The organism is Mycobacterium sp. THU-M104, from assembly GCF_049197365.1.
In the GTDB taxonomy this organism is placed as follows: Bacteria; Actinomycetota; Actinomycetes; order Mycobacteriales; family Mycobacteriaceae; genus Mycobacterium.
In genome coordinates, this window is sequence record NZ_JBMIOP010000050.1 from 1 (window position 1) to 23,838 (window position 23,838).

Annotated in this window: 18 protein-coding genes, 1 tRNA gene and 2 pseudogenes; 17 read left to right on the plus strand and 4 right to left on the minus strand. The window is 68.0% G+C overall.

What is annotated here, in order from left to right; genetic code table 11:
• Positions 1–219: 219 nt before the first annotated feature.
• Positions 220–3,204 (plus strand): UPF0182 family protein, encoded by a 2,985-nt coding sequence (locus ACOJVU_RS05355; protein ID WP_421528842.1) that lies wholly within the window; start codon positions 220–222, stop codon positions 3,202–3,204.
• 179 nt (positions 3,205–3,383) lie between these two features.
• Positions 3,384–3,460: transfer RNA gene (locus tag ACOJVU_RS05360), tRNA-Met, on the plus strand.
• Between the two features lie 290 nt (positions 3,461–3,750).
• Here the strand turns inward: ACOJVU_RS05360 and ACOJVU_RS05365 are convergent.
• Entirely contained in the window at positions 3,751–4,320 is a 570-nt protein-coding gene (locus ACOJVU_RS05365) for a TetR/AcrR family transcriptional regulator (protein WP_421528857.1), read from the minus strand.
• 338 nt (positions 4,321–4,658) lie between these two features.
• Here ACOJVU_RS05365 and ACOJVU_RS05370 point away from each other — a divergent pair, with 338 nt between their 5' ends.
• Both ACOJVU_RS05370 and ACOJVU_RS05375 read left to right on the plus strand, forming a co-directional pair.
• Positions 4,659–5,063: an MmpS family transport accessory protein gene (locus tag ACOJVU_RS05370; protein WP_421528858.1), complete on the plus strand. Its 405-nt coding sequence runs from the start codon at positions 4,659–4,661 to the stop codon at positions 5,061–5,063.
• On the plus strand, positions 5,060–7,969 hold the full coding sequence (locus ACOJVU_RS05375; RefSeq protein ID WP_421528843.1) for an RND family transporter: 2,910 nt from the start codon (positions 5,060–5,062) through the stop codon (positions 7,967–7,969). The genes ACOJVU_RS05370 and ACOJVU_RS05375 overlap by 4 nt, the downstream gene beginning before the upstream one ends.
• A 190-nt stretch (positions 7,970–8,159) precedes the next feature.
• On the opposite strand, the gene ACOJVU_RS05380 is transcribed toward ACOJVU_RS05375, so the two are convergent.
• The gene (locus ACOJVU_RS05380; RefSeq protein ID WP_421528844.1) at positions 8,160–9,530 is read right to left on the minus strand and encodes a HipA domain-containing protein; all 1,371 of its coding nucleotides are present in this window, start codon (positions 9,528–9,530) and stop codon (positions 8,160–8,162) included.
• Positions 9,527–9,778, minus strand: a complete 252-nt coding sequence (locus ACOJVU_RS05385; RefSeq protein WP_421528845.1) for a helix-turn-helix domain-containing protein — start codon at positions 9,776–9,778, stop codon at positions 9,527–9,529. Before ACOJVU_RS05385 ends, ACOJVU_RS05380 begins: the two co-directional genes overlap by 4 nt.
• Before the next feature lie 349 nt (positions 9,779–10,127).
• On the opposite strand from ACOJVU_RS05385, the pseudogene ACOJVU_RS05390 reads away from it, so the two are divergent.
• From ACOJVU_RS05390 to ACOJVU_RS05450, 13 genes and pseudogenes are all read left to right on the plus strand, one after another.
• A pseudogene (locus ACOJVU_RS05390) lies at positions 10,128–11,570 on the plus strand (DUF3375 domain-containing protein).
• Positions 11,571–11,583: 13 nt separating this feature from the next.
• Positions 11,584–12,162 carry a DUF4194 domain-containing protein gene (locus ACOJVU_RS05395; protein ID WP_421528846.1) on the plus strand — a complete coding sequence of 193 codons (579 nt, stop codon included), beginning with the start codon at positions 11,584–11,586 and terminating at the stop codon, positions 12,160–12,162.
• A pseudogene (locus ACOJVU_RS05400) lies at positions 12,155–12,881 on the plus strand (ATP-binding protein); the annotation flags it as partial. The gene ACOJVU_RS05395 and the pseudogene ACOJVU_RS05400, both read left to right, overlap by 8 nt.
• An 87-nt stretch (positions 12,882–12,968) precedes the next feature.
• The gene (locus ACOJVU_RS05405; protein ID WP_421528859.1) at positions 12,969–14,126 is read left to right on the plus strand and encodes a Wadjet anti-phage system protein JetD domain-containing protein; all 1,158 of its coding nucleotides are present in this window, start codon (positions 12,969–12,971) and stop codon (positions 14,124–14,126) included.
• Between the two features lie 95 nt (positions 14,127–14,221).
• Complete coding sequence (locus tag ACOJVU_RS05410) at positions 14,222–15,391, plus strand: cation:proton antiporter (RefSeq protein WP_421528847.1); 1,170 nt, start codon at positions 14,222–14,224, stop codon at positions 15,389–15,391.
• Positions 15,392–15,565: 174 nt separating this feature from the next.
• Positions 15,566–16,564, plus strand: coding sequence for an Acg family FMN-binding oxidoreductase (locus ACOJVU_RS05415; RefSeq protein WP_421528848.1), 999 nt, complete (start codon positions 15,566–15,568; stop codon positions 16,562–16,564).
• An 8-nt stretch (positions 16,565–16,572) separates the two neighbouring features.
• Complete coding sequence (locus ACOJVU_RS05420; protein WP_421528849.1) at positions 16,573–17,136, plus strand: hypothetical protein; 564 nt, start codon at positions 16,573–16,575, stop codon at positions 17,134–17,136.
• Positions 17,133–18,257, plus strand: coding sequence for a 4Fe-4S dicluster domain-containing protein (locus ACOJVU_RS05425; protein ID WP_421528850.1), 1,125 nt, complete (start codon positions 17,133–17,135; stop codon positions 18,255–18,257). Before ACOJVU_RS05420 ends, ACOJVU_RS05425 begins: the two co-directional genes overlap by 4 nt.
• Positions 18,250–19,080: an FAD/NAD(P)-binding protein gene (locus ACOJVU_RS05430; RefSeq protein WP_421528851.1), complete on the plus strand. Its 831-nt coding sequence runs from the start codon at positions 18,250–18,252 to the stop codon at positions 19,078–19,080. Before ACOJVU_RS05425 ends, ACOJVU_RS05430 begins: the two co-directional genes overlap by 8 nt.
• A complete protein-coding gene (locus tag ACOJVU_RS05435) occupies positions 19,081–19,851 on the plus strand; it encodes an oxidoreductase (RefSeq protein ID WP_421528852.1) in 771 nt (256 codons plus the stop codon). It begins immediately after the preceding gene.
• The gene (locus ACOJVU_RS05440; RefSeq protein WP_421528853.1) at positions 19,848–21,140 is read left to right on the plus strand and encodes a Ni/Fe hydrogenase subunit alpha; all 1,293 of its coding nucleotides are present in this window, start codon (positions 19,848–19,850) and stop codon (positions 21,138–21,140) included. Before ACOJVU_RS05435 ends, ACOJVU_RS05440 begins: the two co-directional genes overlap by 4 nt.
• Positions 21,137–21,601, plus strand: coding sequence for a hydrogenase maturation protease (locus tag ACOJVU_RS05445; RefSeq protein WP_421528854.1), 465 nt, complete (start codon positions 21,137–21,139; stop codon positions 21,599–21,601). The genes ACOJVU_RS05440 and ACOJVU_RS05445 overlap by 4 nt, the downstream gene beginning before the upstream one ends.
• Before the next feature lie 50 nt (positions 21,602–21,651).
• Entirely contained in the window at positions 21,652–23,103 is a 1,452-nt protein-coding gene (locus tag ACOJVU_RS05450; RefSeq protein WP_421528855.1) for a bifunctional lysylphosphatidylglycerol flippase/synthetase MprF, read from the plus strand.
• Here the strand turns inward: ACOJVU_RS05450 and ACOJVU_RS05455 are convergent.
• Positions 23,045–23,479, minus strand: a complete 435-nt coding sequence (locus ACOJVU_RS05455; protein WP_421528856.1) for a pyridoxamine 5'-phosphate oxidase family protein — start codon at positions 23,477–23,479, stop codon at positions 23,045–23,047. The two genes, ACOJVU_RS05450 and ACOJVU_RS05455, sit on opposite strands and share 59 nt — an antisense overlap.
• Between the last annotated feature and the right edge of the window lie 359 nt (positions 23,480–23,838).

Sequence of the window (23,838 nt, forward strand, 5' to 3'; positions counted from 1 at the left end):
ACGCGATCACGTCGGGGGGACGGCCGCCGACGTGCTAGGGCTCCGTTGGAGCCGACACGCCGCGGGCGAGTGTGCGTACAGTTGTTTGCGTCCGGGAATATTTGCGGATACACAGCAAACTGCCAGGAAGTGTCCGGTGACGCGGTTCCTGGTCACAGTGACGCCAGTGACGCCAGTGACGCCAGTTGACGCCAGTTGAATCGATCAGGAGCGTAGTCAATGGGGATGCGGCCCGCCGCGAGAATGCCGAAGCTGACCCGGCGCAGCCGAATTCTCATCGTGGTCGCCCTGGGCTCGATCGCCCTGCTGCTCGCGGGACCGCGACTGATCGACGCCTACGTCGACTGGCTGTGGTTCGGCGAACTGGGATACCGCTCGGTGTTCACCACCGTGCTGTTCACCCGCCTCGTGGTCTTTCTCGTGGCCGGTCTGCTGGTCGGCGGCATCGTGTTCTGCGGGCTGGCGCTGGCCTATCGCACCCGCCCGGTGTTCGTCCCGAGCAACGACAACGATCCGGTGGCGCGCTACCGCGCCGTGGTGATGACACGACTGCACCTGGTCGGCATCGGCGTACCCGTCGCGATCGGGTTGCTGGCCGGCATCGTCGCGCAGAGCTACTGGGTGCGCATCCAGCTTTACCTGCACGGCGGCGAATTCGGCATCAAGGACCCGCAATTCGGCAAGGACCTGGGTTTCTACGCGTTCGAACTGCCGTTCTACCGGCTGGTCCTGAGCTATCTGTTCGTTGCCGTCTTCCTGGCATTCGTGGCGAACCTGTTGGGGCATTACCTCTTCGGCGGTATCCGGCTGTCGGGCCGCAGCGGAGTGCTGAGTCGCTCGGCGCGCATCCAGCTGGTCGGCCTGGTCGGGACGCTGGTGCTGCTCAAGGCGCTCGCCTACTGGCTGGACCGCTATGAGTTGCTGTCGCACACCCGGGGCGGCAAGCCGTTCACCGGCGCCGGCTACACCGACATCAACGCCGTGATGCCGGCGAAGCTGATCCTGATGGCGATCGCGCTGATCTGTGCCGCCGCGGTGTTCTCCGCGATCACATTCCGGGACTTGCGGATTCCGGTCATCGGCCTGGTGTTGTTGCTGCTGTCGTCGTTGATCGTGGGCGCCGGCTGGCCGCTGATCGTCGAGCAGATCAGCGTCAGACCCAATGCGGCGCAGAAGGAAAGCGAATACATCAGCCGCAGCATCGCCGCGACGCGCCAGGCGTACGGCCTGACCTCCGATGTCGTGACGTACCGCAACTACTCCGGCGACGCCAGGGCCACCGCCCAGCAGGTCGCGGCCGACCGCGCCACCACGTCGAACATCCGGCTTCTGGACCCCACGATCGTCAGCCCCGCGTTCACCCAGTTTGAGCAGGGCAAGAACTTCTACTACTTTCCCGACCAGTTGTCGATCGACCGCTACATCGACCACACCGGCGCATTGCGCGACTATGTGGTGGCGGCGCGCGAACTCAACCCGGACCGACTGATCGACAACCAGCGGGACTGGATCAACCGTCACACCGTCTACACCCACGGCAACGGTTTCATCGCCTCGCCGGCGAACACGGTGCGCGGCATCGCCAACGACCCCAACCAGAACGGAGGCTACCCGGAGTTCCTGGTCAACGTCGTCGGCGCCAACGGTGGCGTGATATCCGACGGACCCGCTCCGCTGGACCAGCCGCGCATCTACTACGGACCCGTCATCGCCAACACTTCCGCCGACTACGCAATCGTCGGGCACAACGGCACGGACCGCGAATACGACTACGAGACCAGCAACGAGACCAAGAACTACACCTACACCGGGCTCGGCGGGGTGCCGATCGGCGGCTGGTTTTCCCGCAGCGTGTTCGCCGCCAAATTCGCCGAGCGAAACTTCTTGTTCTCCAACGTGATCGGGTCCAACAGCAAGATCCTGTTCAACCGTGACCCGGCTGCGCGCGTGGAGGCAGTGGCGCCGTGGCTGACCACCGACAGCGTCGTGTACCCCGCGGTGGTCAACAAGCGGCTGGTGTGGATCATCGACGGCTACACCACGCTGGACAACTACCCCTACTCCCAACTCACCTCGTTGGAGTCGGCGACCGCCGACTCCAACGAGGTGGCGTTCAACAGGCTGGGGCCCGACAAGCAGGTCTCCTACATCCGAAACTCGGTGAAGGCCACCGTCGACGCCTATGACGGCACCGTCACGCTGTATCAGCACGACGAGAACGACCCGGTGCTCAAGGCCTGGATGCGGGTCTTTCCGGACACCGTCAGGCCCAAGAGCGAGATCACCCCCGAGCTGGCCGACCATCTGCGCTACCCCCAGGACCTCTTCAAGGTGCAGCGGATGCTGCTGGCCAAATACCACGTCACCGACCCGGTGACGTTCTTCTCCACCTCGGACTTCTGGGACGTGCCGCTGGATCCGAACCCGACCGCCAGCAGCTATCAGCCGCCGTTCTACATCGTCGCGAAAAACATTGCCAAGAATGATAATTCAGCGTCCTACCAGCTGACGAGCGCGATGAACCGGTTCAAGCGCGACTACCTGGCCGCCTACATCAGCGCCAGCTCCGACCCTGCCACCTACGGCAAGATCACGGTGCTGACCATCCCGGGGCAGGTCAACGGCCCCAAGCTGGCCAACAACGCGATCACCACCGACCCGGCGGTGTCCCAGGATCTCGGCGTGATCGGGCGCGACAACCAGAACCGGATCCGGTGGGGCAACCTGCTGACGCTGCCGGTCGGGCAGGGCGGGCTGATGTATGTCGAACCGGTCTATGCCTCCCCGGGTGCCAGCGACGCCGCCTCGTCGTACCCGAGGCTGATCCGGGTGGCGATGATGTACAACGACAAGATCGGCTACGGCCCCACGGTGGGCGACGCGCTCACCGGGTTGTTCGGCCCCGGCGCGGGTGCGGCCGCGACGGGTATCCAGCCCACCGACGGCGGCGGGGCGAGTCCGCCCGCGAGCCCGCCGGCGCCGGAGGGGGCACCCGGGTCGCCTGCGGCGCCGCCGCCGCAGGCGTCAGCGCCGGCCCCGGACGGCGCGGTGACGTTGTCTCCGGCGAAAGCTGCTGCGCTGCAGGACATCCAAACGGCGCTGAGCGCGGCCAAGGATGCCCAGAAGAAGGGTGATTTCGCCGCTTACGGGACCGCGCTGCAGCGCCTGGACGACGCGATCACCAAGTACAACAACGCCAAGTAGGTGGCTTCGTGCCCCGCGCCGGTGCGATGCCATGCCGGTGCGCGCCGGCGCGGGGCCACGCCGGTGGCGCAGGCATCGTGCGCACGCTCGCCGGCGACAAGCCTGCCCGGCGCCGACAACCCCGCTGACCGTGCGATTTGGTAGCGCTGACGTCGGTTCGGTAACCTGGGGTTCACCAACGCGGGGTGGAGCAGCTCGGTAGCTCGCTGGGCTCATAACCCAGAGGTCGCAGGTTCGAATCCTGTCCCCGCTACCAGGTGAAATGGCTCCCGGAGAGGCCTCCGGGAGCCATTTTCATGCCCGATGGGAACACTTTGGGAACATCGGGCTCGGTAGCGAGTTGAGCGGGGACGGGTCCGGCTCGCGGGGCTGCGTGCGCTCCCGTCCCGGCGAGCCTGTAATTCTGCAGACGAAAATTCTGCAGACGAAGTGCGAGTAGGGGCCTGCAGATTTACAGCCTCGAGGACAACGCGGCTCACGGCCGGCCGGGCCGGCGAGGGTTCGGGCGCGTGGAAAACTGAGGCACCGCCGTGAGCACGACGCACGTCATTTCGTGTCGGTCGATGGAGGATCGATGTAGCGGGCCACCGCGGCGTAGAAGATTTCGACGTAGATGTCGATCATGTGCGCGCGGCCGAGGTCGGGCCGCGTCCGCCACCAGTGTCCGAGGCGTTCAGCTGCCCCGGACATGGCGTGTGCGAGCCCTTCGGCGAACAGCGTGGGTATGCCGCGCTGATCCTTGGTGATCAGCGCGTAGGTGGTTTCGATGTTGTCCGACCGCAGGGCGGCGAGTTCTTCGCGGGACTGGGCGGGCAGCACGGCCGCGCTGCCGTAAATGAGCTCCCAGCGCTCCGGGTGGGTCTCCAGAAGCCCGAAGAAGAGGTCGGCTGCGGCCGCGAATTGCTCGCGCACGGCCAGCGAGGGGTCCACCCGCAGTTTCAGGGCCTGCACGAAGTCGGCCTGCGCCCGTCGGGCGCAGGCCAGATATGCGCCCTCTTTGGTTGTGAAGTGGCGGTAGGCAATCGGCTTGGTCACCCCTGCGGCCTTCGCGATGTCGCCGAGCGACACCGCGGCGAACCCACGCTCGAAGAACAACCGTTCGGCGGTGTCCAACAGGTCGGTGTGGCGCAGTACCCAGGGTTGACGTGGCCTCGAGCCCAGCGTCGAGTTCGCCTCCATGGAGCAACAGCCTAACCAGCTGTTGTTACTGTTGGTAACAATCTGGTATGTTACTACGAGTAACAAAAGTAGTACGTAGAGTTTCGGAGTCGAGTTTCGGAGGAGTTCGTGATGAGCAGCCGAGCCAGCGTGCGCATGGGGCTCGTCCAGCTGGCGGCCGATGAAAGGTTGGGCCCGCTGGTCGTTGAGTCGTCCGTCGTCGAGATTCGGTCTCGGATATGAACCGGCACGAACGATTCCGGGGGCGGGCCGGGCGCATCTTCGCCGGCGCGTGGATGCCTGCGGTCGCGCTGGTCGTCATCGTGATGGTGGGTTTCGGGGTGATTCGGATCCGGGAGAACTCGCACGCGATCAGTCATCCGCCGCAAAAACGGGCGATCCCCGCCACGGTCGTTCAGACCAACCCCAAGCGGGTCACCTACGAGGTTTTCGGCGAGCTCGGAGCTGACGGGAAAGTGTCCTACGCCGACCTCAACAGCCAGCCCATCGAGGTCGAGCTGACGTCCTTGCCGTGGTCGGTGTCCGAGGCCACGATGTCGTCGGCGGCGTCGCTGAGCCTGGTGGCGCAGGTCGACGGCGACTCGTTGGGATGCCGCATCCGGGTCGACGGCCAGGTTCGCGACGAGCAGGTCGTCACCCATCCGGGTGCGGCGGTGGCATGCACGGTGACGGCAGCATGACCGCGGTCCGGCTCCCGCCACCGCCGCCGGGCGGGCAGCACACCGCTCCGGTGCCGGCGCAACCCGCGGGGAAGCACGGGTCAAAGAATCGTCGGACACCCGTGCGGCTGCTGCGGGTTCTGGCGATCCCGGTGGTGATCTTCTGGGTGGTCGCCGCGGCGGCACTGAACATTTTCGTGCCCCCCTTGGAGAAAACGACCGCGGCCAACGCCAAGGCGATGATCCCGCGCGATGCACCGTCCGCGGCGGCCGCGATCACCCAGGGACACGATTTCGGGGAGTCCGACTACACGAGCATGGCCGTGGTGGTCCTGGAAACCCAGGGTCGCAAGCTCGGCGAGCAGGACCACCGGTACTACGACGAGCTGGTTCGTCGTCTGCGCGGCGACAGCGAGCACGTGCAGTCCTTGATGGACCTATGGGGCGATCCGGTGACCCGGTCAGGCCAGCAGAGCGCCGACGCGCAGGCCGCAACACTGACCGTGCGACCCGTCGGGGACTTGGGCGATGCTGACGCGAACAGGTCGATCAAGGCCATCCGCGACATCGTGGAAAAACTCGACAAAAACAAACCCGAGGGCCTCACGGTATACGTCAGCGGGCCGGCGCCCCTGGCTTCGGACACCCTCAACGCGGCCGACGAGAGCATGGTCAAGCTCACCGTCGTGACGATCGTCGTCATCACCGTCATGCTGCTTGTCGCCTACCGGTCGTTCACCAGGGCGATCATCCCGTTGTTCGGTGTGTTGATCACGCTGGCGACGGCGCGTGGCGTCGACTCGCTTCTGGTCGAAAATCACCTCATCGGGATCTCCTCGTTCGCCATGAACATGGCCGTGTCCCTGGTGCTCGGTGTCGCCACCGACTACGGGATCTTTTATCTGGGCCGTTTCCAGGAAGCCCGACGCGCTGGGCAGGACCCTGAAACCGCCTACTACACCTCGGTACACAGCGTGGCCCACGTCGTCTTGGGATCCGGCATCGCCATCTCAGGTGCGTGTCTGTGTTTGAGCTTGACCACGCTCGACTACTTCCGCACCTTGGGCCCACCATGTTTCGTTGCGATGGTGATCGCCGTCTTCGCAGCGCTCACCCTGGGCCCGGCGCTGCTGACGTTGGGCAGCAAGCTCCCCTGGCTGTCCGAACCGGCCAGGATCAGCCCGCTGTGGCGCAAATTCGGGACCGTCATCGCCAAATGGCCCGGTGCGATGCTCGCGGTGGCCGCCCTGGTGATCCCGCTGTGCATCGCCAACCTGGCCACTTACACGGTGAGCTACAACGACCGGGATTACGCACCGGAAAGTGTCGAATCTTCCCGCGGCTACGCCGCCGCCGACCGGCATTTCCAGCCCAGTCAGCTTTCCATCGACACGCTCTACGTCAAGGCCGATCACGACATGCGCAACACCACCGACATGATCAGTCTTGACCGCATCGCCAAGAACATCGTTCGCACACAAGGCATCTCGATGGTGCAAAGCATCACCCGCCCCAACGGCCGACCGCTGGAACACGCCTCGCTGCCCTATGCGATGGGCTCCATGGGCACCAAGATCGGCCAGAATCTCGGATTCCTCAAAGACCGGGTCAAAGACGTCGACACCATGGCCGCCCGGATGGGTGACGTGATGGCCTCCACCAGGAAGATGGCCGAGATCACCGGCCAGCTCTCCGCAGGCACGCACATGTCGTTGGAGGCGTCCCGCGGTCTGAAAACCGCGATGGAGAAGACCCGCGACAATCTGGCCACGTTCGATGACTTCATCCGGCCGGTACGCAGCTATCTGTATTGGGAGCCGCACTGCTTCGACATTCCAGCATGCTGGGCGCTGCGCTCGCTCAATGAGTCGATCGACAACATCGACGAAGCGACCTCCCAACTCGGCCCCCTGGTCGACGGCTTGGGTACGGTTGACGCCGCCACCGGACAGATGATCGCGCAACTCAACGCGACGGTGAAGAACGTGGCCGTCATGCAGCAACTGACGCTGACGACGCAAAGCCTGCTGCACGCCGCAGTTTCCCAGCTGGAGCCGATGGTCGGCCCGATGGTCGACATGGCCACCGCATTCGACAACGCCAAGAACGACGACTTCTTCTTCATGCCACCGGATGCGTTCACAACTCACGATTTTCAGGTCGGCCTCAAGTTCATGATGACCTCCGACGGCAAAGGCGCCCGGATCCTGATCTACCACGAGGGCGAGGCCATGAGCCCGCAAGGCATCGACCAGATCCAGCGCGCCGAATCGGCCGCACACGAGGCCGTCAAGGGCACCTCGCTGTCGGGAGTCCGCCTGCTGATGGCCGGTGCCTCCTCGAACTACCGAGACGTACAGGCTCTTTCCGCCAACGACATTCTGACGATGATGCTCGCGACCTTCGGACTGGTGTTCCTGATCGTGATGGCGATTTCGCGAACCTTGGCAGGTTCGGTGATCGTGCTCATCACCGTGGTGCTTTCCTTCCTGGGCTCCCTGGGTTTGGCCACCTTCATCTGGGAGACCTTGCTCGGCGTCCAATTACATTGGCTGACAATGCCGATCGCGTTCATCGTGCTCGTCGGCGTCGGGTGCGACTACAACCTGTTGTTGCTCTCGCGATACCGGGAGGAACTCCCCGCGGGCATCCGGACCGGGCTGATCCGCACCATCGCCGGGTCGGGCAACGTGGCGGTCACCGCCGCACTCGTGCTGGCAGGAACCATGCTGGCGATGCTGTCCAGCGAAGTGGTCAACATCGGCCAAGCCGGCTCCACCATCTGCATCGGACTGATCTTCGACATGGTGATCGTGCGACTGCTCCTGGTGATGCCGCTGGCCCGCACGCTCGGCCCCTGGTTCTGGTGGCCCCAAAGACTACCCACACCCCGGCACCCCCAACGCGCCGACCAGCCAGCGCCCTGACGGCGCGAGGCTGTCCCGTCGTGCAGACGCTCATCCTTGAGGCGTCCAGCGGAGAAATCTCTGCCGCCGCCATCACACCACCGCTGCCGCCGCCAGTGCCGCCACCAGTGCCGCCACCATTGCCGCCACCGCCGCGGACAGTCGGCTGGACTTCTTCGCGCGCCGGGTCAACGCCACGGCCCCAGCCGACTCACGGCGTCGAGGTCGTCCCGCCACGGGCGGGGGCGGCCCGGTGCTTGTTGGCGGTGATCGTGTCCAGCGTTCGGCTCGGCCGTGATGATTCTTTGACGCCGCCGAGTGCCTGTCCGGTTTCAAGGCGGTGCGATCGCGCCGCCACCGTCTCGATCAGGTGTTCGGATGGCCAGCCTTCGGTGATCTCGGCGGGCAGGTGCTCGATGCCTGAGCGGACGCGCGTTGCGAGTTCGTCGAGCGCCTGCCCGGCTGCGCGAGCGGGCAGGCCCATGGCCTTCGCCTCGTCGAGAAGCGCCTGTCGATCCACCGTGGCAAGCGACTGCTGCGCACCGATCTTGGTGCCCATGGTTCCCGACAGCTCGGAGTATTCCAGCGTGGACAGCGAATCGTAAAGGGGCGCAACCTTAACCACTCCGTCGTGGAGCATCAGTGAGTAGTTCTTGCCGTGGCCGTCTTCGTCGCCGACGATCGCGCGAAACACGACCTGCTTGTAGATGTCCGTCATTTCCCGCTGCGGGGAGTCGGCGAATTCTCGAAGCACGCGGGCCATGCGTTCGGAGGGCCGACCGATCAGGTACTTGTCTTTCGGGCGAAGCCCGACGGCCTGGCACATGTCCTCCTGGTGTACGCGGTGGATTGTTCCGTCGCTTGCGACATTGCGGTCGTAGCGTTCGGCGACGAGCGTGGTCGCATCGCTGATCCGCTCGACCCACGCTGCGTTACCCGACAGGCCGCACGACCGAGACAGGGCCAGCACCAGTGCCTCGTTCTCCGCGCTGTGGGGCCACACGGTGGTGGGCTTGAGGATATGCGTCGAGGGGTATCCTTCGACCGGCATGCACCACCGCCCGTTCACGCGGGTCAGCAGCAGTTTGTCCTGCGCGCCCCCCAGTGACATCCGGATACCCCTGGCGGGGTCGGCACCCAGAGGTCTCGTGGGCAGATTCCGGATGAGGTCGCCAAGTTCCTCCTCGCTCAGCGGAGAAGACGGGTGACCCTCGGTCGGCAACGCTTCTCCGGCAGGCACCACGACAACCGCCCCAGCGCATTCGCGCCCGTATTCGGCAAGAACGGCCATGGCATCTGAAGGGGTTGCCGGAGCGCCGGCCAGATCGAGTTCTACGCCGCGCAGCCGTGCGGCGGCGTGCTGCAACGCGCGACCTTCCGGAAGCAAGCCTTCCAGGAAGGATCGTGAAACCGAAGGTGCGCTCGGTCCCGGGACCGAGGGCAGGGAGCAGGACAGGATTGGCGCGCCGCCGCCGTAGCCGAGGCGCACCTCGTCGGTGTACTCGATCACGAGCTTGCGTCCCCCGGATTTCGGGGTGACTCGCGCCGCGAGTACTCCGTGCAGCCAAATATCCAGGCTCATCGGGCTTTCCAGCCTTGGCGAGGGCGGACCACCAGTTCGAGATCAAGCGCGGCGAGCGTGTCGAACAGCTTCTCGATGGCCTTGGTGGCGTCGCCGGTTTCGAGTTGGGCGATGGAGAATCGGTTGGTTCGGGATCGCTCGCCAAGTTCGCTCTGAGTCAGGCCCTGAGCCTGGCGCTCAGCTCGCAGCGCACGCCCCAGCGCGGACGCCGAGCGTGCCGTCATCTCGCGACCGGCAGATGTTGCCATTTGAGCACGTTAGCCTGGTCGGATCTCGGTGGCAAGAAATCACCACATTGAAGCCTAAAAGGGAGAATGTTGATATTTCCTCACATTGTGTCGTCATGCGATCTCATGTCAGGTCCAGGGCCGCCACAACCAGTCCGGCGACGGCGAGCGCCCGGTACAGCGCGAGCAGAGGCCCGGACAGTTCCACCCCTGTCGTCCACCCCTGTCGTCCACCCCTGTCGTCCACTTATGTCGTCCACCCCCTGTCGTCCACTTATGTCGTCCACCCATGTCGGCAGATCCGGAACGGCGGTCTTTTTCCGGCGAGCGCGCCCCGAATCTGTCGGTGGAATTCTCTACGCTTTCGGGGATGGACTATCCGGCGATCGACGCGCTGCGGGAACGCCACCCCGCGTGGCGACTGCTGCGCGCCGGCAACTCCACCCTGATCCTGGCCTTCCTCGGGGAATTTTTCGTCGAGGGTAACCGCGGTGCCTGCCCGGCAAGTGTGGTCGCCGCGGAGTTGGACGACCACCTCCACGCGCTGAACGCCGAAGTGACCGGCGAGGACGGCTCCGAACGCTTTCCGAAGGACGCGCGGTCCTACTTGGAGGACTGGGCTGCCACCGACGCCGCGTATCTGCGGCGGTTCTATCCGCCCGGCGACGATGAAGTGCACTACGAGGTCACCCCGGCGTTCGAGAAGGCCTACGCGTGGGTGATGAGCCTGCAGGGCAGATCTTTCGTGGGGACCGAATCCAGGCTGCACACCGTCGTCGAGCTACTGCGACAGATCGTGCACGGCACCGAAGTCGAACCCCAGGTCCGGTTGGCCGAACTGCGTCGCCGTCGTGACGAGCTCGACGCCGAGATCGCGGCCGTCGAATCCGGCGTCGTCACCATGCTGGACGCGACCGGGGTCCGCGACCGCTACCAGCAGCTGTCGGCGACCGCGCGGGAACTGCTCGCCGACTTCCGCGAGGTGGAAGAAAATTTTCGGCATCTCGACCGTGCCGCGCGAGAAAAGATCGCGGCATGGGATGGCTCCAAAGGCGAACTGCTCGCCGAGCTGGTCGGAAGCCGCTCCGAGATCGCCGGCTCGGACCAGGGGCGCAGCTTCGGAGCCTTCTACGACTACCTACTCTCCGAGACCCGCCAAACCGAACTCGCGGAGTTGCTCGCCAAGGTGTCGGCCCTCGACACGATCGAAGCCGATCACCGGATTCGCGGCATCCACCACGACTGGTCCGAGGCGGCCGATCGCGCGCAGCGCACAGTCCGCCAGATATCCGAACAACTGCGCCGCTTCCTCGACGACCAGGTCTAGCTGGAGAACCGGCGCGTTCTCGACCTGGTTCGCGCGGTGGAGGGCGTCGCCCTGGAGCTCCGGGACAACCCGCCGGCCTTCGGGCTGGAAGTCGATCAGCCGGGCATCGACATGGCGCTGCCGTTCGAGCGCCCGCTCTACCAGACGCCTGCGCCGGTGGCGGTCGAGAGCCAGATTGCGGCGGCCACCGAAGAGGTCGACGCCGACCTGCTGTTCAGGCAGACCTTCGTCGACCAGGCGCGGCTGGTCGAAATCGTCCGCAGCGTCCTGCCCGAGGGCTCGGTGGCGCTGTTGTCGGACATCATCGCGGCGCACCCCATCGAGCAGGGCGCGGCGGAGATCGTCGGTTACCTCGCCCTCGATGACGAAGACGTGACGGTCGACATGGACGACACCGCTGAGACGTTGCTGGAGTACTCCGACCCCGCCGACCCGGACATCACCAAGCGGGCGCGGCTGCCCACAGTGACGGTGAAGCGACGGTGAGAGTGAGGCGGCGATGAGCAGCGACCACGCGGTCGCCAGCGCGATCATCCGGCTGATGGGCGGTGTCGTCTACCGCGAATCCGACGAAGACACCTGGCTGACGCTGGAACGCCTGGGCGCCGGTGTCCGAGACCATTTCGCCACCATCGGCGTCGACGTGGTCGTCGACGAGGCCGAGGGCTATGCCTACCTTCGGTCCCGGCCCGAGGAAGACGGCGACGAGGCGCTGCCGCGCCTGGTGCGGCGGCGCGCACTGACCTACAACGTCAGCCTGCTGCTGGTGTTGCTGCGCAAGCGGCTCGTCGAGTTCGAAACGGCCGGTGGCGACGGCCGGCTGGTCCTGTCCACCGAGCAGATCGTGGAGATGCTGAGGCTCTTCCAGGCCGAGTCCAGCAACGACGCGCGCATCGTCGACCAGGCCGAGACGACGATCAACAAAGCGCGCGAACTCGGGTTCTTGCGGCAGCTTCGCGGTCAGCACGACCATTGGGAGGTGCGACGCATCCTCAAGGCCTACGTCGACGCCCAGACCTTGTCGGATTTCGCGGCGAAGCTGCGGGAGTATGCCGGAACGGTAGCCGCCGATGGGTGACGGATTGTTCTCGATGGTCGGGCTCGGTGACACCCGAAGGGCCGGCTACCGGCTCCAGTGCGCGGAAGTATTCAACTGGGGCACCTTCGACTCCCAGGTGTGGCGGTTCACTCCCGACACCGACGGCGCTGCTCACCGGGGATATCGGGTCGGGCAAATCGACGATCGTCGACGCGCTCACAACCTTGCTGATGCCGTCCCACAAGGCCGCCTACAACAAAGCCGCGGGTGCTGAGGCCAAGGAACGCACCCTGCGGTCCTACGTCGAGGGCCACTACAAGTCCGAGCGCAACGAGGCCACCGGACGGTCACGGGCCAAGGGCCTGCGCGAGAACAGGCGGACCTACTCCGTCGTCCTCGGGGTGTTCACCAACCACGGCTACGACGAGACGATCACGCTGGCCCAGGTCTTCCAACAGCGCGAAAGCACCGGGCAGCCCTACCGCTTCTTCGTCACCGCGACCAAAGCGCTCTCGATCGCAACGGATTTCGCCGACTTCGGCACCGACCTACGCGATCTTCGCAAGAGGCTGCGCGCAACCGGGACAGAGATCTTCGACGAATTCCCCAAATACGCGACCTCGATGCGCCGCCTGCTCGGAATCCGATCCGAGCAGGCGCTCGAGCTGTTCCACCAGACCGTGTCGATGAAGTCGGTCGGCAACCTCAACGACTTCGTGCGCGACCACATGCTCGAACCCAGCGACACGACGCGACGGACGGCGGTCGTGAGTGCCGCGCCGACGAGGATGCAGTGGGGGCACCTCCCGGTTGCGGGGGACGAAGCGATGAGGAGGAGTGGCGCCATGAGTGCGACGTGGACCACGCCGCCCGACATTGCCGCCAAGGTGAGACGACGGTGGGACGACGGATCGCTGCTGCGCGCCTACGCCAACGGCGATCCCTTTGCGCCGATCGACGTGCCTCTGCGCGGGCCCACACCGTCGCAGGTCGGTGACGACGTTGCCGCGGTGAGAGACTGGGTTGTAGCACTTGACGAGGGCCGCCGCCAAAACAGTCGGTACAGCTTGCAGTGGCAATCGATTGGAGGCAGACGTATCGGCCGCAACCTACTGCCCGTTCGTGCGGTGGTGTCGTCGATCGAACAGGCCTGGGCGCTGCTCACAGTGACGGCCGCGGTGCGTCGTTTCGACGATCTGCTTGCCCTGGCGGACTCGTATCCGCGGGTTCGCGAGTGGATCCTCGACCATCCGCATCGCGCGCTCGAACTGGCCGCCGAAATGCCCCAGCTGATCGCCGCCTACGTGTGGCTCGACGGCAACCGCGACTCGCACAGGTACCTTCGCGAGATCAGTGCGCCCGGAGTCGACACCAAGTTCGCCGAGAGGTACCGGACGGTCCTGGCCGCGATGCTCGGAGTGCCGGCGACATCCTCCGGATTTCTTGCGGGCCTCGGTCTGAGGCCCAAGCCCGGGTTGGTACGGCTGCGACCCGCGCCGTCGCTGGGTCTGCCCGGTCAGCTCACGGAGTTCGCTGCGCGCTCCGAAGAATTGACACAGCTCAGCGTTGAACCACGGACGGTGGTCATCGTGGAGAACGAGATCAGCTATCTGAGCGTCGATGTCCCCGAAGACGGGATTGTGTTCTGGGGGAAGGGCTTCGAAATCGACAGCGTAGGTCGGCTGCGATGGCTGGCGGAGGCTGACATCCTCTACTGGGGAGACATCGACACCCACGGATTCGCCATTCTCGACCGCCTACGGGCGCGGCTCCCGCCGGCGCTCTCGGTGCTGATGGACCGGGACACGCTGCTGGCACACCGCGACCGTTGGGTGACCGAAGACCACCCTGCGAAGTCGGTCCTGACGCGACTGACGCCCGACGAATACGACCTGTATTCGGAATTGGTCGCAGACGGGCTGGGTGAGCGGGTGCGCCTCGAACAGGAGCGAATCGACTGGCAGTGGGTCGAGCAACGGCTGCCGCCGTCCGGCATGACTTGAGCGGTGACGACACCGTTCGCCCCACGGCGCCCAGCTGTGCACAATGGCACCCGTGCTGACCGGGAACCCGGCCGTCGGGCCGAGGGAACACTGAGATGGCGGGGCCCGATTTCGGCACCCTGGCGCTGCTGAGCGCGGTGGGTTTCGCCGGCCCGGCGCTGGCCTCGCTGCCGCGTCTGCGGATTCCGGTGGTCATCGGTGAGCTGATGGCCGGCGTGGTGATCGGCAGGACCGGCTTCGGGCTCGTCGATGCCACCGACCCGACGTTTGCGCTGTTCGCCGACATCGGCTTCGCGTTGGTGATGTTCGTAGTGGGCGCCCACGTGCGGGTCCGCGGCGACCAGTTGCGGTCGATGCTGCCGGTGGCGTTCGCCCGGGTGGGCGCGGTAGGCGTGGTCGCGGTGGCCCTCGCGTTCGGGTTGGCGGCGGAGTTCGGCATCCACCACGCGGCGCTCTACGCGGTCCTGATGGCCTCGTCGTCGGCGGCACTGGCGTTGCCGGTGATCGACTCGCTGCGGTTGCGGGGGCCGGCGGTGCGGTCGGTGACCGCGCAGATCGCCATCGCCGACACCGCATGTATCGTGCTGCTGCCGTTGGTGATCGACATCCGGCGCTTGCCGGAAGCGGCGGCAGGCGCGCTGGCGGTCACGGGCTGTGCCCTCGTGCTGTTCGCGGTGTTGCGCGCCATCGACCGCAGGGGCTGGCGCCGGCGCGTGCACGTCTATTCCGAGAAGCGCCGGTTCGCGCTGGAACTGCGGACCAACCTCGTTGTGTTGTTCGGGCTGGCGGCGCTGGCCGTGGGCACCCACGTGTCGATCCTGCTGGCGGGCTTCGCCCTCGGTCTGGTGATCGCCGTCGTCGGGGAACCGCACCGGTTGGCGCGTCAACTCTTCGGCATCACCGAGGGATTCTTCAGCCCGCTGTTCTTCGTCTGGCTGGGCGCCTCGCTGCAGGTCCGTGAGCTGGGGTCGCAGCCGCGGTTCGTCGTGCTGGGACTATGCCTGGGCCTGGGCGCCGTGCTGGCCCACAGCGTGGGCAGGTTGCTCGGCGAGCCGCTGGCGCTCGGGGGCCTGTCGGCCGCGCAACTCGGCGTGCCGGTGGCCGCGGCCACCATCGGCACCCAGGAGCACCTGCTGGTCGCGGGCGAGGCGGCGGCACTCATGCTCGGCGCGCTGCTCACGATCGCCGCCGCCACCGTCGCCGCCGCGCTGGCGGCACGCGGGCAGGCTGCGATCCCGCCGGCACCGCCCGCCGCCGGCGGCTGATCTGTAAGAAAGTCCGCGGGGATCCGTGACCGGCTGTTCGTCGCGGTCTTCCCCATGGCCTGACACACCGGGATTGGCACAAAGTCCCTCCGGTTAGAGCCGTCGTGCCCTCGTGCGGCCACGGTAATCGCGTGATCGTGAAGGTCAGATGTTCGAGCCGAAGGGACAACCGCGATGAGCGCGCACTTTCCGGGTGCCGGCACGATCCGGACCGTTCTGGCACTGGCTTCCCGGGCGCCCTCGGTGCACAACACGCAACCGTGGGGGTGGCACGTCGACGAGGCGAGCCTGCATCTCTACGCCGACGAGAACCGCCAACTGCCCAACACCGACCCGGATGGCCGCGACCTGATCCTGAGTTGCGGTGCCGCGCTGCATCATTGCGCGGTCGCCTTCGCTGCGGTCGGTTGGCGCGCCAAGGTCACGCGGCTGCCCAATCCGGCGGACCCCCGCCATCTTGCCGCGATCGAGCTGTCGCGCCACCCCGCCGACGCCGTCGACATCGCACTCGCCGCGGCGATACCGCGCCGGCGCACCGACCGTCGTCACTACGGCTCCTGGCCGGTCCCGGTGGCCGACATCGCGCTGATGGCCGCGCGGGCGGCCCGCAACGGGGTGACGCTGTGTCAGGTCGAGGACGTCGAGAAGCTGCACGAGATCGTGGCGCAATCCGTGGCGGATCACCGGAACCGTGAGTACATGGCCGAGCTGACCACCTGGAGCGGGCGGTACGCCTCGGTGGCCGGCGTCCCGGCCCGCAACACGCCGGCGCCGGACCCGGCGTCGAAGATCCCTGGCCGGTTCTTCGCCGGCCCGTCGCTGCCGATGACGCCGGGCACCTCGCCGGCCGAGGACAAGGCGGTTGTGCTCGCGCTGGGCACCCGCGCCGACGACCGGATGTCCCAGCTGCGCGCCGGCGAAGCGACCAGTGCGGTCCTGCTCACCGCGACGTCGCTGGGGCTGGCCAGTTGCCCGGTCACCGAACCGCTGGAGACCCCGGTTACCCGCGCGGAGGTCCGCGACGACATCTTCGGTGGCAGCGAACATCCGCAGATGCTGCTGCGGGTCGGCTGGGCGCCGATCAACGCCGACCCGCTGCCGGCCACCCCGCGTCGTGATCTCTCCGAGTTCGTCGACTGGGCCTTCGGCCCCGAGCCGAACGTCGTCGAATAGGCCGCCCGGTGGAGACGTTCACGTGGGATCCGCGCCGGTGGCTGATCGTCCGTGTCCTTGGCCGCAACCCGTTGCTGCGGCCCGCCGACCGACTCGAGGCGCTGGTGGTGCTGATCGCGATCGTCGCGGCGTTGGTCGCGGTGCCCGTTGCCGGTGTGGTGGGGGCGGCGACCTACGGGGCGCTTGACCGGTCCTACGCTCAGCAGGCCCGCGAACGGCACCCGGTGCGGGCGCAGGTCATCGACGCGCACCCCGCGGTCCTGGGTGTGGCGGTCGCGCAGGTGAGGTGGACGGTGCCGGGCGGGGAGCAGCGTAGCGCCGTGCTGGGCCTGGTCGATCGGGTCAGACCCGGCGAGGCCGTCGACATCTGGGTGGACGCGGCCGGCAATCCGACGGCCCCACCGGCGCCGGCCTGGCATGCCGTGGGCGCGGCGGCCGGCGCCGTGGTGCTGACGTTGCTGACCGCGAGCGCCGCGCTGGCCCTGCTGTTGGCCGCCGTCGTCCATCAACTCGACCGGAGCCGCGAAGCCCGGTGGGAGCGGGACTTGAGAGTGCTGGTGACGGGCCGGTGAGCGGGCACGGCAAAGATCCCGGGGCCGCGGTCTTCGACGCGGCGGCGCTGCACCGCCTCGTCGAGGTGCTGATCGGGCGCGGGTACCGCGTCATCGGCCCGACGTTGCGGGACGACGCGATCGTGCTGGCCGAACTGGAATCGGCCGCCGACCTGCCGCGCGGCTGGGGTGTCGACGTGGGCCCGGGGCATTACCGGGTACGCCGGCGCGACGACGACGCGGCATTCGGGCACTCCGCGGGCCCGCAGTCGTGGAAGCAGTTCCTCCACCCCCCGCGGCAGCGGCTGTGGGCCGGGACGCGGGACGGGGCCGCAGAAGCGGACGACGGCGAGGAGGCCCCGCGCTACGCGTTCCTCGGGGTGCGCGGCTGCGACCTGGCCGCGATCGCCACCCTCGACCGGGTGCTGGGCCGTGGCGAGTATCCCGACGACGCGTTCGTCGGCCGGCGGCGGCGGATCTTCGTGGTGGCGGTGAACTGCACCGAACCCGGCGGGCTGTGCTTCTGCGCTTCGATGGGCACCGGCCCGGCCGCCGGGCCCGGCTACGACCTGGCGCTCACCGAACGCACCGGCGGCGACGGCGTGACCTACCTGGTCGAGGTCGGCAGCCCCGACGGCGCCGACGTGCTCGCCGCGGTGCCGCACCGGTCCGCCGAGGCCGACGAAATCGACTGTGCGCGAGCCGATGTCCAGGACGCGAGCCACAAGATGGGCCGCCGGATGCCCGACACCGATCTGCGGGAGCTGCTGGTCGCCTCCCGCGAGTCGCCGCAGTGGGAGGAGGTGGCGAGTCGCTGTCTGACGTGCGGCAACTGCACGATGGTGTGCCCGACGTGTTTTTGCACCAGCACCGAGGACGTCAGCGACCTCGCCGGTGAGCACGCGCAGCGGTGGCGGCAGTGGGCCTCCTGCTTCGAGTTCGACTTCACCTACGTCCACGGCGGCGGCAGCGTGCGCCAGTCCGGCGCGTCGCGCTACCGGCATTGGCTGACCCACAAGCTGGGCACCTGGCACGACCAGTTCGGCACGTCGGGCTGTGTGGGCTGCGGGCGGTGCATCGCCTGGTGCCCCACCGGCATCGACCTCACCGCGGAGATGAACACGATGGCCCGTGATGGCTGAACGGCCGATGGCCCCCAACCCCTACCGGGTGCGCAGCCGCGTCGTGGAGAGCCCCGACTCGGCGACGCTGTGCCTGGAACCGGTCGGCGAACCGCTGCGGGCCCCGGAGCCCGGGGAGTTCATGATGCTCTACGCCTTCGGCGTGGGGGAGGCGGCGATCTCGATCAGCGGCGACCCCAGCGTCACCGATGGGTCGATCACGCACACCATCCGCGCGGTCGGCGCGGTCAGCCGCGCGCTGCACGATGCCCGGCCGGGCGCCGTCGTCGGCGTGCGCGGCCCGTTCGGCACCACCTGGGGACTGGACGAGGCCGCCGGGCGGGACCTGGTCATGGTCGCCGGTGGTGTCGGCCTGTGCCCGCTGCGTCCTGCGGTGCTGGGCGCACTGGCCGGCCGGTCGCGCTACGGCCAGCTCACCCTCATCGTCGGTGCCCGCTCCCGGGCCGACTTCGTGTTCGCCGCCCAGCTCGAGCAGTGGGCGCAGGATCCGCAGATCGAATTGCACGTCACGGTGGACGTCCCGGTGCAGGGCTGGCGCGGGGAGGTGGGGCTGGTCACCGAGCCGCTACGCCGACTGGCGCTGGACACCGGACGCACCACCGCGTTCCTGTGTGGGCCCGAGTCCATGCTGCGCTTCGGCGCCCAAGCGCTGCTGGCCAAAGGCGTTGCGGCACAGAATATTCGGGTATCCCTGGAACGCAACATGCAGTGCGGCGTCGGGTGGTGCGGCCACTGCCAGCTCGGCCCGCTGCTGTTGTGCCGCGACGGCCCCGTCGTCGGTTACGACGTCGCCGGCCCGCTGCTCGACGTGCAGGAGCTGTAGATGAGCCCGCCCACGCTGGCCGTGTGGAAGTTCGCCTCGTGCGACGGCTGCCAGCTGACGCTGCTGGACTGCGAGGACGAGCTGCTCACCCTGGCCGAGCGGGTGCGGATCGCCACCTTCGCCGAGGCCTCCAGCGCGATGGTCGGCGGACCTTACGACGTGTCGCTGGTGGAGGGCTCGATCACCACCGGCCACGACGAACGACGCATCCGCGAAATCCGGGAACAGTCGAAAACTCTCGTCACCATCGGCGCGTGTGCCACCGCCGGGGGCGTGCAGGCGCTGCGTAACTTCGCCGACGTCGCCGAGTTCGCTTCCGTCGTCTACGCCAAGCCGGAGTACATCGACACGCTGGCCACCTCCACCCCGGCCTCGGCGCACGTGCAGGTCGACTACCAGCTGCACGGCTGCCCGATCGACCGCGGACAGCTGCTCGACACGCTCGCGGCGCTGCTGATCGGGCGCAAACCCAGCCTGCCGGCCAAGACGGTGTGCACCGAGTGCAAGCAGCGCGGCGTGACGTGTCTGGTCGTCGCGCAGGGCACCCCGTGTCTGGGGCCGGTCACCCACGCCGGCTGCGGCGCGCTGTGCCCGCGGCACAACCGGGGCTGCTTCGGCTGCTTCGGCCCGTCGGCGGCGCCGCGGACCGCGACGTTGATCCCGCTGCTGCGCCGCGACGGCATGTCGGAGGCCGACGTTGACCGGGTGTTCTCGACCTTCAACGTCACCAGTTTCCGGGCCGCCTTCGCGGCCGAGCGGGGCGAGCAGTGACACCCACCAAGCGCACGCTGAGCGTCGGCACCCTGACGCGGGTGGAAGGCGAAGGCGCGCTTCATGTCTCGTTGCGCGACGGCGCGCTGGAGCGCGTCGAGCTCAACATCTACGAGCCGCCCCGCTTCTTCGAGGCGTTCCTGCGCGGGCGGGCCTACACCGAGCCGCCGGACCTGACCGCGCGCGTGTGCGGGATCTGCCCGGTGGCCTACCAGGTCAGCGCCTGCAACGCGATCGAGGACGCCTGCGGCGTGCAGGTCGATCCCGAGATCGTCGCGCTGCGCCGGCTGCTGTACTGCGGCGAATGGATCCACAGCCACGTCCTGCACGTCTATCTGTTGCACGCACCGGATTTCCTGGGCCACTCCGACATCATCGGCATGGCGCGCGACCACCCGGGCGCCGTCGAGCGGGGGCTGTCGCTGAAGAAGGCCGGAAACCGGTTGATGGAGTTCGTCGGCGGGCGCGCGATCCACCCGGTCAACGTGCGGCTCGGCGGCTTCTACTCGGTGCCCACCCGCGCGGAGTTCACACCGCTGGAAGAAATGCTGCGCCGCGCGCTGGACGAGGCGCTGGCCACCGTCGAGTGGGTGTCCGGGTTCGACTTCCCCGACCTGGAATTCGAGCACGAGTTCCTGGCGCTGTCAGCCCCCGGCGCGTATCCCATCGAGAACGGCGTGATCGCTCGCAGCGCGGGACCGGCGTTCCCGGTCGCCGAGTTCGGCGACCACGTCGCCGAGTCGCAGGTGCCCTACTCCACGGCCCTGCACGCGACGCTGGACGGCGGTCGGTACCTGACCGGGCCGCTGGCGCGGTTCGCGCTGAACTCCGCGGCGCTGTCGCCGCTCGCCGCGCAGGCCGCGGCCCGCGCCGGTCTTTCGGGCGAATGCCGAAACCCGTTCCGCAGCATCGTGGTCCGCGCGGTGGAGGTGGTCTACGCGATCGAGGAGGCGCTGCGCATCATCGGCGACTACCAGCGCCCGGCGCGGCCGTTCGTCGAGGTGGTCGCCCGCCCCGGCGTCGGGCACGGCGTGAGCGAGGCGCCCCGGGGCCTGCTGTATCACCGCTACCGGATCGACGACGACGGGCTGGTCGCCGCCGCGACGATCATCCCGCCCACCTCCCAGAACCAGGCCGCGATCGAAGCCGACCTGGCCGGTGTCGTGGCCGGCAACCTCGCGCTCGACGACGCCGCGCTGACCACCCTGTGCGAACGCGTGATCCGCAGCCACGATCCCTGCATCTCGTGTTCGGCGCATTTCCTGACCCTGACGGTGGACGGGCGGTGACCGCCGGCGTCGTCGTGTTCGGGCTGGGCAACCCCTACCGGCGCGACGACGGCGTGGGCGTCACCGCCGCGGCGGCGCTCGAGCGGCTCGCGTTGCCCGGCGTCGAGGTCCGCACGGCGATCTCGGACCCCATGGACCTGATCGAGGCATGGTCGGGCAGGGACCTGGCGGTGGTGATCGACGCCGTCGTCACGGCCGCCGCCGTGCCGGGTCGCGTCCGTCGGCGCGCGCCGGCCGACCTGGACACCGGCGACGGCCTGAGCTCGCACGGCCCCGACGTCGCCCGGGCGCACGCGCTGGGCCGGGTGCTCGGGCGGGTGCCCGGCGCGCTGGTGGTGTTCACCGTCGAGGTCGCCGACGTCGGGCACGGGACCGGCTTGACCCCCCGGGTCGCGGCCGCCGTGCCGGACGTGGTCGAGTGCGTCGCAGGGCTCTCGCGGCAGGGCCGTCGAACGAATTAGCCTGAACTGTACGGTGCGCGGGCACCTGCTACCCGGGGAGCGAGCACGGCATGAAGGTCAAGCGGGACGGCAGGCACCCCGCGGGGCCGCGCGGCCGGGAACGGGTGCTGGTCAGCGCCGACGTCCCGGCGGCCCGCGTCGTCAGCGTGGTGATGCTGGCGTGCGTGCTCGGCTGGTCGACGGTGCTGGTCGCGCGCCAGTACCTCGGCGCCGGCCGGGTCGCTCCCGGCCGGTTCGGTTGGTCGTTGGCGCTACTCGCCGCGGTCGCGCTGATCGCGCGGGGCATCTTTCTGGGGCGGCCGGTCACCGCCGGGCATGCCTGGGCGGCGGCCGGCGCGGTGGCCGGCGGGCTGTGCGCGCACTTCCTGTCGTTCGCCCTGCCCGGCAACCTCATGGTTGCCGGCGCCGGGGCGGTGCTCGTGTGGCCCACCGCGAGCCGGCCGCAACCCGACCTGCTGGCGCAGGTCTGGGCGCTGGTCGACGCCACGCACGCGGATGCGCTGGCGCCCTTCGCGATGCACTCGAGCAAGAGCTATTTCTTCAACGCCGAGGGGTCCGCGGCGATCGCCTACCGTGCCCGGCTCGGATTGGCCGTGGTCAGCGGCGACCCGATCGGCGATGTGGCCCGTTTCGACGACCTGGTGGACGATTTCGTCCGCATGTGCCGCGAGCGGGGCTGGCGGATCATCGTGCTGGCCGCGGGCGGGCGGCGGCTGGGGCTGTGGCGCGGCGGGGCGGTGCGCTCGCCGGTGCTGTCCGTGCCGATCGGCCACGACGTCGTCGTCGACGTCGCCCGGTTCAGCCTGCGGGGACGCCGGTTCCGCAACCTGCGCCAAGCGGTGCAGCGCACCCGTAACTGCGGGGTCAGCGTCGAGATCGTCGACGAGCAGCGCCTCGACGGTCCGCTGACCGCCCAGCTCACCGAGGTGCTGTATGCCGCGCACCGCGCGGCACGCACCGAACGCGGCTTCTGCATGAATCTCGACGGGGCCCTGCAGGGTCGTTTCCCCGGGATCAGGCTGGCCATCGCCCGCGACCGCGGGGACCGGGTGGTGGCCTTCCATCGCTACGCCACCGCCGGGCACGGGTCCGAAATCTCCCTCGATGTGCCGTTTCGGCGCCCCGACGCCCCCAACGGGGTCGACGAACGGCTCAGCGTCGAGATGATCCTCGCGGCGCAGTCATCTGGTGCCCAGCGGCTGTCGCTGGCTTTCGCGTCATTTCCCGAGATCTTCGACGCTGCCCACCCGAGCCTGGCGCAGCGTGTCGCCTACCGGCTGATCCATCTGCTGGATCCCCTGATCCGCCTGGAGTCCCTCTACCGCTACCTGTGCAAGTTTCACGCGGTGGGGGAACGGCGCTACGTGGTGCTGTGCGGGCGTGACATCCCGGCCGCGCTGATCGTGCTGCTGTCGCTGGAGTTCCTGCCGCGCCCCCGCCGGCTCAGGCGCGGACCGAATCCTGCTGCAGCTGGCCGCCGAACCGGAAGCGGCGACCGGTGACCTGCCGTGGAATCACCCGCACATAGTGCGATTTCTCCGATGTCGTCCACGGCAGCACCTGGGCTCGCTCGGCGTCCTCGATCTCCTCGGCGGTGTGAAGCGAGCGGGCGGTGCCCCGCACGATCACGCTCCAGCCCTCGGCGACGTCGTGGTCGTCGACCTCGAACAGCACGTCATGGTTGATCGCGGTGCTGACCAACTTGGTGCCCTCGGCGGTGCGGAACAGCACGCTGCGGCGCTGCACAGCGTAATTCACCGGGAAGATCTCGGGTTGGCCGCCGACGCTGGTCACCAGTCGCCCCAGCGTCACACCCGCCAGCAGGTTCCAGCATTCGCTCTCCGGCAGGACGGTGACCCCATCGTCGATCATGGACATCGGCCATTCCCTTCATCGGTGCGGGCCTTTCATCAGCGCGGCCCCTTCGTCGACGCGGCTGCGCCTCCGATGCTAACCGGCGGGTGCGCCGCGGGCGCCGGTCGAAGGTCCCGCGGCGCGGGGACCAAAGTTGTTCGACCCCGTGACCGGTGCCCGGAGCCGGCGTTGTGGACCCCTCCACCCAGGGCGGTTGACATGCATCTTGGGCGCAAGCCTCGCCATTTATGGCGGGGTGAGCCCATCCCGTGTGTCGGCGGGAGTAGCCCGGCGTTCAGAGTGGTCGGGCTTGGCCGTCGATGTATTGCTTGATGATCGACAGCGGGGGCGCCTCCGCAGGAGACGGCGAAGTAGGACGGCGA